The following is a 5,102-nucleotide window of genomic DNA, read 5'->3' as shown; positions in this document are numbered from 1 at the left end:
GAGAGACCCCTCACCCGACCTCCCTCCGGGAGGCCACCCTCTCCCGCAAGGGGAGAGGGGGACGAGTGGATTGATCCCCGCCTCCCTTGGTGGGATGTAGACCCCATGCCGCACGACCATCCGGGCCACGACCACGACCATCACGACCATGGGCATGACCACGATCACGGTCATGAACATGCGCACGGGCACGACCATGGCCATTCCCACGGTCACGGCCACCATCACGGGCACGGGCATGGCCACAGCCACGGTCACCACGGCCACAGCCACGCCCCGGCCGACTTCGGGCGCGCCTTCGCGATCGGCACGGCGCTGAACCTGGCCTTCGTGGCGGCCGAGGCCCTCGCCGGCTTCGTCACCGGCTCGCTGGCCCTGCTGGCCGACGCCGGCCACAATCTTTCGGACGTGCTGGGCCTCTTGCTAGCCTGGGGCGCGACGGTGCTGGCCAAGCGCGCGCCGACGGGCCGCCGCACCTACGGCCTGCGCAAGGGCACGATCCTGGCCTCGCTGACCAACGCCGCCCTGCTGCTGGTGGCCGTCGGCGCCATCGCCTGGGAGGCCGTGCGCCGTTTCGCCGATCCGCAGCCCATCGAGACCGGCCCGGTGATGGTCGTCGCCGCCATCGGCATCGCCATCAACACCGCCACGGCCCTGATGTTCATGCGCGGCAGCAAGGACGACCTCAATGTGCGCGGAGCCTTCCTGCACATGGCCACCGACGCCGCCGTCTCGGCCGGGGTGGTGGTCGCCGCCCTCGCCATGTGGGCCACCGGCTGGCTGTGGCTGGACCCCGTGGTCAGCCTGGCCATCGTCGTGGTCATCGTGCTGGGCACCTGGGGCCTGCTGCGCGACTCCCTGGATCTGGCCCTCGACGCCGCCCCGCGCGGCATCGACCCCAAGGCCGTGGCCGACTGGCTGGCCGCCCGTCCCGGCGTGGCCGAGGTGCACGACCTGCACATCTGGGCGATGAGCACCACCGAGACGGCGATGACCGCCCACATCGTCCGCCCCGACGAGACCGACCACGACCAGTTCCTGCACGACGTCTGCGGCGAGCTTTCCAAGCGCTTCGCCATCGGCCACGCCACGATCCAGATCGAGCGCGGCGGCCACGCCCACCCCTGCGCCCTGGCCGCCGAAGGCAGCGTGTGAGCCTGCCCTTCTCCCTGGCGCTGTACCGCGCCGCGACCACGGCCCTGACGCCGGTCGCCCCGGCCCTGCTGCGCCGCCGGGCGGCCAAGGGCAAGGAAGACCCCGCCCGCCTCAACGAGCGCCTGGGCAAGCCCGCCATCCCGCGTCCCGACGGCGTGCTGGTCTGGCTGCACGGGGCCAGCGTCGGCGAGAGCCTGTCGATCCTGCCGCTGGTCGAGCGCCTGCGGGCCGAGCGGCCGCACGCGGCGATCCTGGTCACCTCCGGCACCGTCACCTCGGCCGAACTCCTGGCCCGGCGGCTGCCCGACGGCGCGATCCACCAGTACCTGCCGGTCGACACCCCCGGCGGCGCCGCGCGCTTCCTCGACCACTGGCGGCCCGACCTGGCCGTGTTCGTCGAGAGCGAGCTGTGGCCCAACCTACTGCTGGCCGCCAAGGCGCGCGGGACCAAGCTGGCCCTCGTCTCGGCCAAGCTGTCGGACAAGAGCTACAATAGCTGGCAAACGCGCCCGCTGGCGGCGGCCTGGCTGTTCTCGGGCTTCGACCTGATCCTGGCCCAGGACGGCCGCGCCGCCGACCGCTTCGCCAGCCTGGGCGGAACCGTGGCCGGCGAGGCCGACCTGAAGTTCGGCTCGGCCTCCCTGCCGGTCGACGAGGCCGAATACGCCCGCCTGCGCTTCCAGCTCACCGACCGGCCGCTGCTGCTGGCCGCCAGCACCCACCCCGGCGAGGACGAGATCATCCTCGACGCCGTGGCCGGCTTCCACCTGGCCCCGCGCCTGGTGATCGTGCCCCGCCACCCGGTGCGCGGCGAGGAGATCCTGGAGATGGCCCGCGAGCGCGGCCTCGAGGCCGTCCGCCGCAGCCGCTCGCCCGACACGATCGCCGAGGTGATCGTCGCCGACACCCTGGGCGAGATGGGCCTGTGGTATCGCCTGGCCGACCTGGCTCTGGTCTGCGGCAGCCTGGTCCCCGGGATCGGCGGCCACAACCCGCTGGAGCCGGCGCGGCTGGACTGCCCGGTGGTCTCGGGCCCGCATGTCGAGAACTGGCTGACGGCCTTCGGCGACCTCGCCGCCGTCGAGGGCGTGGCCTATGCCGACGCCTCGGTGCTGGGCGAGCGGCTGTCGGCGATGCTCGAGACGCCCGAACGGCTGAAGGCCCAGGCCGCCCGCGCCAAGGCCTTCGTCGAGGCCCGCGACGCCGCCGCCCGGGCGGGCCTGTCGCGCATCCTGGAACTGGTGCCCCTCAACCCTGGACCGGAGGCGGCCGCATGAAGCTCTCCACCCCCCGCTGGTGGTACCGCCGCGAAGGCGGCCCCGCCCCCCTGACCCGCGCCCTGCTGACGCCCCTCTCCTGGCTGTGGGCCAGCGCCACCGCCCGCCGCATCGCCAAGGCCAGCCCCGAGGATCCGGGCGCGCCGGTGATCTGCGTCGGCAACCTCACCGCCGGCGGCGTGGGCAAGACGCCGATCGTCCGCGAACTGCTGCTGGTGCTGACCAATGGCGGCGTCGCGGCCCATGGCCTGTCGCGCGGCTATGGCGGCTCGCTGAAGGGGCCGCTGCGGGTGGACCCCGCCCGCCACAAGGCCGGCGAGGTCGGCGACGAGCCGCTGATGCTGGCCCAGGATTTCCCGATCTGGATCTCGCGCGACCGCGTCGCCGGGGCCAAGGCCGCCGCCGCGGCCGGCGCCCAGGTCATCGTCATGGACGACGGCCACCAGAACCCGGACCTGGCCAAGACCCTGTCGCTGGTGGTGGTCGACGGCGAGACCCGCGACGACGAATGGCCGTTCGGCGACGGCCGGGTGTTCCCCGCCGGCCCGATGCGCGAGCCTCTCCCGGTCGGTCTGGCCCGCGCCGACGCGGTGATCGTGCTGCTGCCGGCCGATCTGCCCCAGGCCGATCCGGAACTGCTGGCCCTGCTGGCCTCCAAGCCCGTGCTGATCGCCCGCCTGGAGCCGGCCGCCCCGCCGCCGGGCGGACCGCAGGTGGGCTTCGCCGGCGTCGGCAAGCCGTGGAAGGTCGAGCGCGCCCTGCAGGCCGCCGGCTGCGACCTCGTCGACTTCGCCCCCTTCCCCGACCACGGAACCTACAGCGAAGACACCCTGCGCGGCCTCGCCGAACGGGCCCGCGACCTCGGCGCCAGCCTGGTCACCACGGAGAAGGACTGGATCCGCCTGCCGCCTGCCTGGCGCGACCGCGTCGCCGCCTGGCCGGTACGGGCGCGGTTCGAGGATGAGGAAGCGCTGGCAAGGGTGCTGGCGGGGATCGGCTGATCCCAAAAGAAACTCCCTTCCCCCTTGATGGGGGAAGGGTCGGGGATGGGGGTGGCTGCGGCATCGACCGACTGGCGCCAGCGCGGACGGCCAACTCAGCAGGTCACCCCCACCCAACCCTCCCCCATCGAGGGGGAGGGCTTTCGGTGGATTACTTCACCACCACCCCGCCCTTGATCACGTGATCCACCTTCTGGAGCACGCTCACATCGGCCAGCGGGTCGCCCTCGACGGCGATCAGGTCGGCCGCCTTGCCCGGCGCCAGCGAGCCGGCCTCGGCCGTGATGCCCAGGTGATCGGCCGCATTGACCGTCGCCGTGCGGATGGCCTCGATCGGCGAGAGGCCCGCGCGGGTCAGCAGCACGAACTCATAGGCGTTGTCGCCGTGAGCGCTGACGCCGCTGTCGGTGCCGAAGGCGATCTTGACGCCGCCGTCGTGGGCGCGGCGGGCCATGTCGAGCATCTTGGGGCCGGCTTCCAGGGCCTTCGCGGTCTGGGCGGGTGTGAAGAAGTTGCCCGGGCTGGCGGCGATGCGGGCCACGAAGTCGCCGGCCATCAGGGTCGGGACCAGATAGGCGCCATTCTTCTTGAAGAGGGCGATGCTTTCGCCGTCCAGATAGGTGCCGTGCTCGATGGAGTCGCCGCCGGCCTTGAGGAAGGCGTTGATGCCGTCGACGCCGTGGGCGTGGGCGGTGACGCGGCGGCCCATGCGATGGGCGCTCTCGACGATGGCGGCCAGCTCGCTGTCGCTGAACTGCTGGGACAGGCCCGCGGCGGTGTTGGAGAGCACGCCCCCCGTGGCGGTGATCTTGATCACGTCGGCGCCGCGCCAGACCTGCTCGCGCACCGCGCGGCGGCAGTCGTCGGGACCCGAGCACACCGACTCCGGCCGCAGCACGTGCATGACGTCCTCGCGGAAGCCGTTGATGTCGCCGTGACCGCCGTGGATCGACACGGCCGAGCCGGCGGCGATGATCCGCGGACCGACCACGTCGCCGCGCTTGATGCCGGCCCGCAGGGCGAAGATGGCGTCGTTGTCGGCGCCCAGGTCGGCGACGGTGGTGAAGCCCGCCATCAGGGTCTTGCGGGCGTAGCCGGCCCCGATCATCGCCTGGTCGGCCGAAGACTGGGTCACCTCGTCGAGACGCGAATTGGGGCCTTGCTGGCCGGTCAGGTGCACGTGGCTGTCGATCAGGCCGGGCAGGACGAAGCGGTCCTTCAGGTCGACCACCACCCCGCCGGGCTCGGACACGTAGCCGTCGGCGATCCGCACCACCTTGCCGTCCTGCACGACCACGGTCTTGGCGGTCTCGACCTTGCCAGTGGCAGGGTCGGCCAGCAGCTTGCCGGCCTGGACGAAGGTCAGCGGGCTTCCCGCCCCATTGGCCGCTTGAGCCGCGGCGAACGACAGGGCGGCGGCCGCGACGCCGAGCGCGGCGGCGGCCAGGGAACGGATACGCATGGAGTTAGGCCCCTCTGGAACGATCGCCCCTCCCCAGGGGCGTTTGGCGGCAGGATGGCGGGGTCAGGGCGCGGCTGTCACGCCATATTTATCTCAAGACCCTCCCCCTGAAGGGGGAGGTGGCCCAGAGGGCCGGAGGGGGAAGCGGCTGCTGATCTGCCGCGATCACTTCCCCCTCAGTCGCTCCGCGACAGCTCCCCCTTCAGG

At 72.5% G+C, this 5,102-nt stretch carries 4 protein-coding genes; 3 read left to right on the top strand and 1 reads right to left on the bottom strand.

Translation table 11 applies throughout. From position 1 onward, the window contains the following. Positions 1-105 precede the first annotated feature (105 nt). Genes DMC18_RS22330 through lpxK form a run of 3 tightly spaced genes read left to right on the top strand, consistent with a single transcriptional unit; the run spans position 106 to position 3,433 of the window. Positions 106-1,155, top strand: a complete 1,050-nt coding sequence (locus DMC18_RS22330; RefSeq protein WP_110121111.1) for a cation diffusion facilitator family transporter — start codon at positions 106-108, stop codon at positions 1,153-1,155. Further along, positions 1,152-2,432 carry a 3-deoxy-D-manno-octulosonic acid transferase gene (locus DMC18_RS22325; protein ID WP_110121110.1) on the top strand — a complete coding sequence of 427 codons (1,281 nt, stop codon included), beginning with the start codon at positions 1,152-1,154 and terminating at the stop codon, positions 2,430-2,432. The genes DMC18_RS22330 and DMC18_RS22325 overlap by 4 nt, the downstream gene beginning before the upstream one ends. Then, positions 2,429-3,433, top strand: coding sequence for a tetraacyldisaccharide 4'-kinase (lpxK, locus tag DMC18_RS22320; RefSeq protein WP_110121109.1), 1,005 nt, complete (start codon positions 2,429-2,431; stop codon positions 3,431-3,433). The genes DMC18_RS22325 and lpxK overlap by 4 nt, the downstream gene beginning before the upstream one ends. Before the next feature lie 151 nt (positions 3,434-3,584). Here the strand turns inward: lpxK and DMC18_RS22315 are convergent, their stop codons facing one another. Next, a complete protein-coding gene (locus DMC18_RS22315; RefSeq protein WP_110121108.1) occupies positions 3,585-4,895 on the bottom strand; it encodes an amidohydrolase family protein in 1,311 nt (436 codons plus the stop codon). Positions 4,896-5,102: the final 207 nt, after the last annotated feature.

Origin of the sequence: Caulobacter sp. D5 (genome assembly GCF_003185805.1) — a bacterium.
Lineage (GTDB): Bacteria > Pseudomonadota > Alphaproteobacteria > Caulobacterales > Caulobacteraceae > Caulobacter.
The sequence above is the reverse complement of the archived record's forward strand: the minus strand, read 5'-3'. Positions and strand labels throughout refer to the sequence as shown.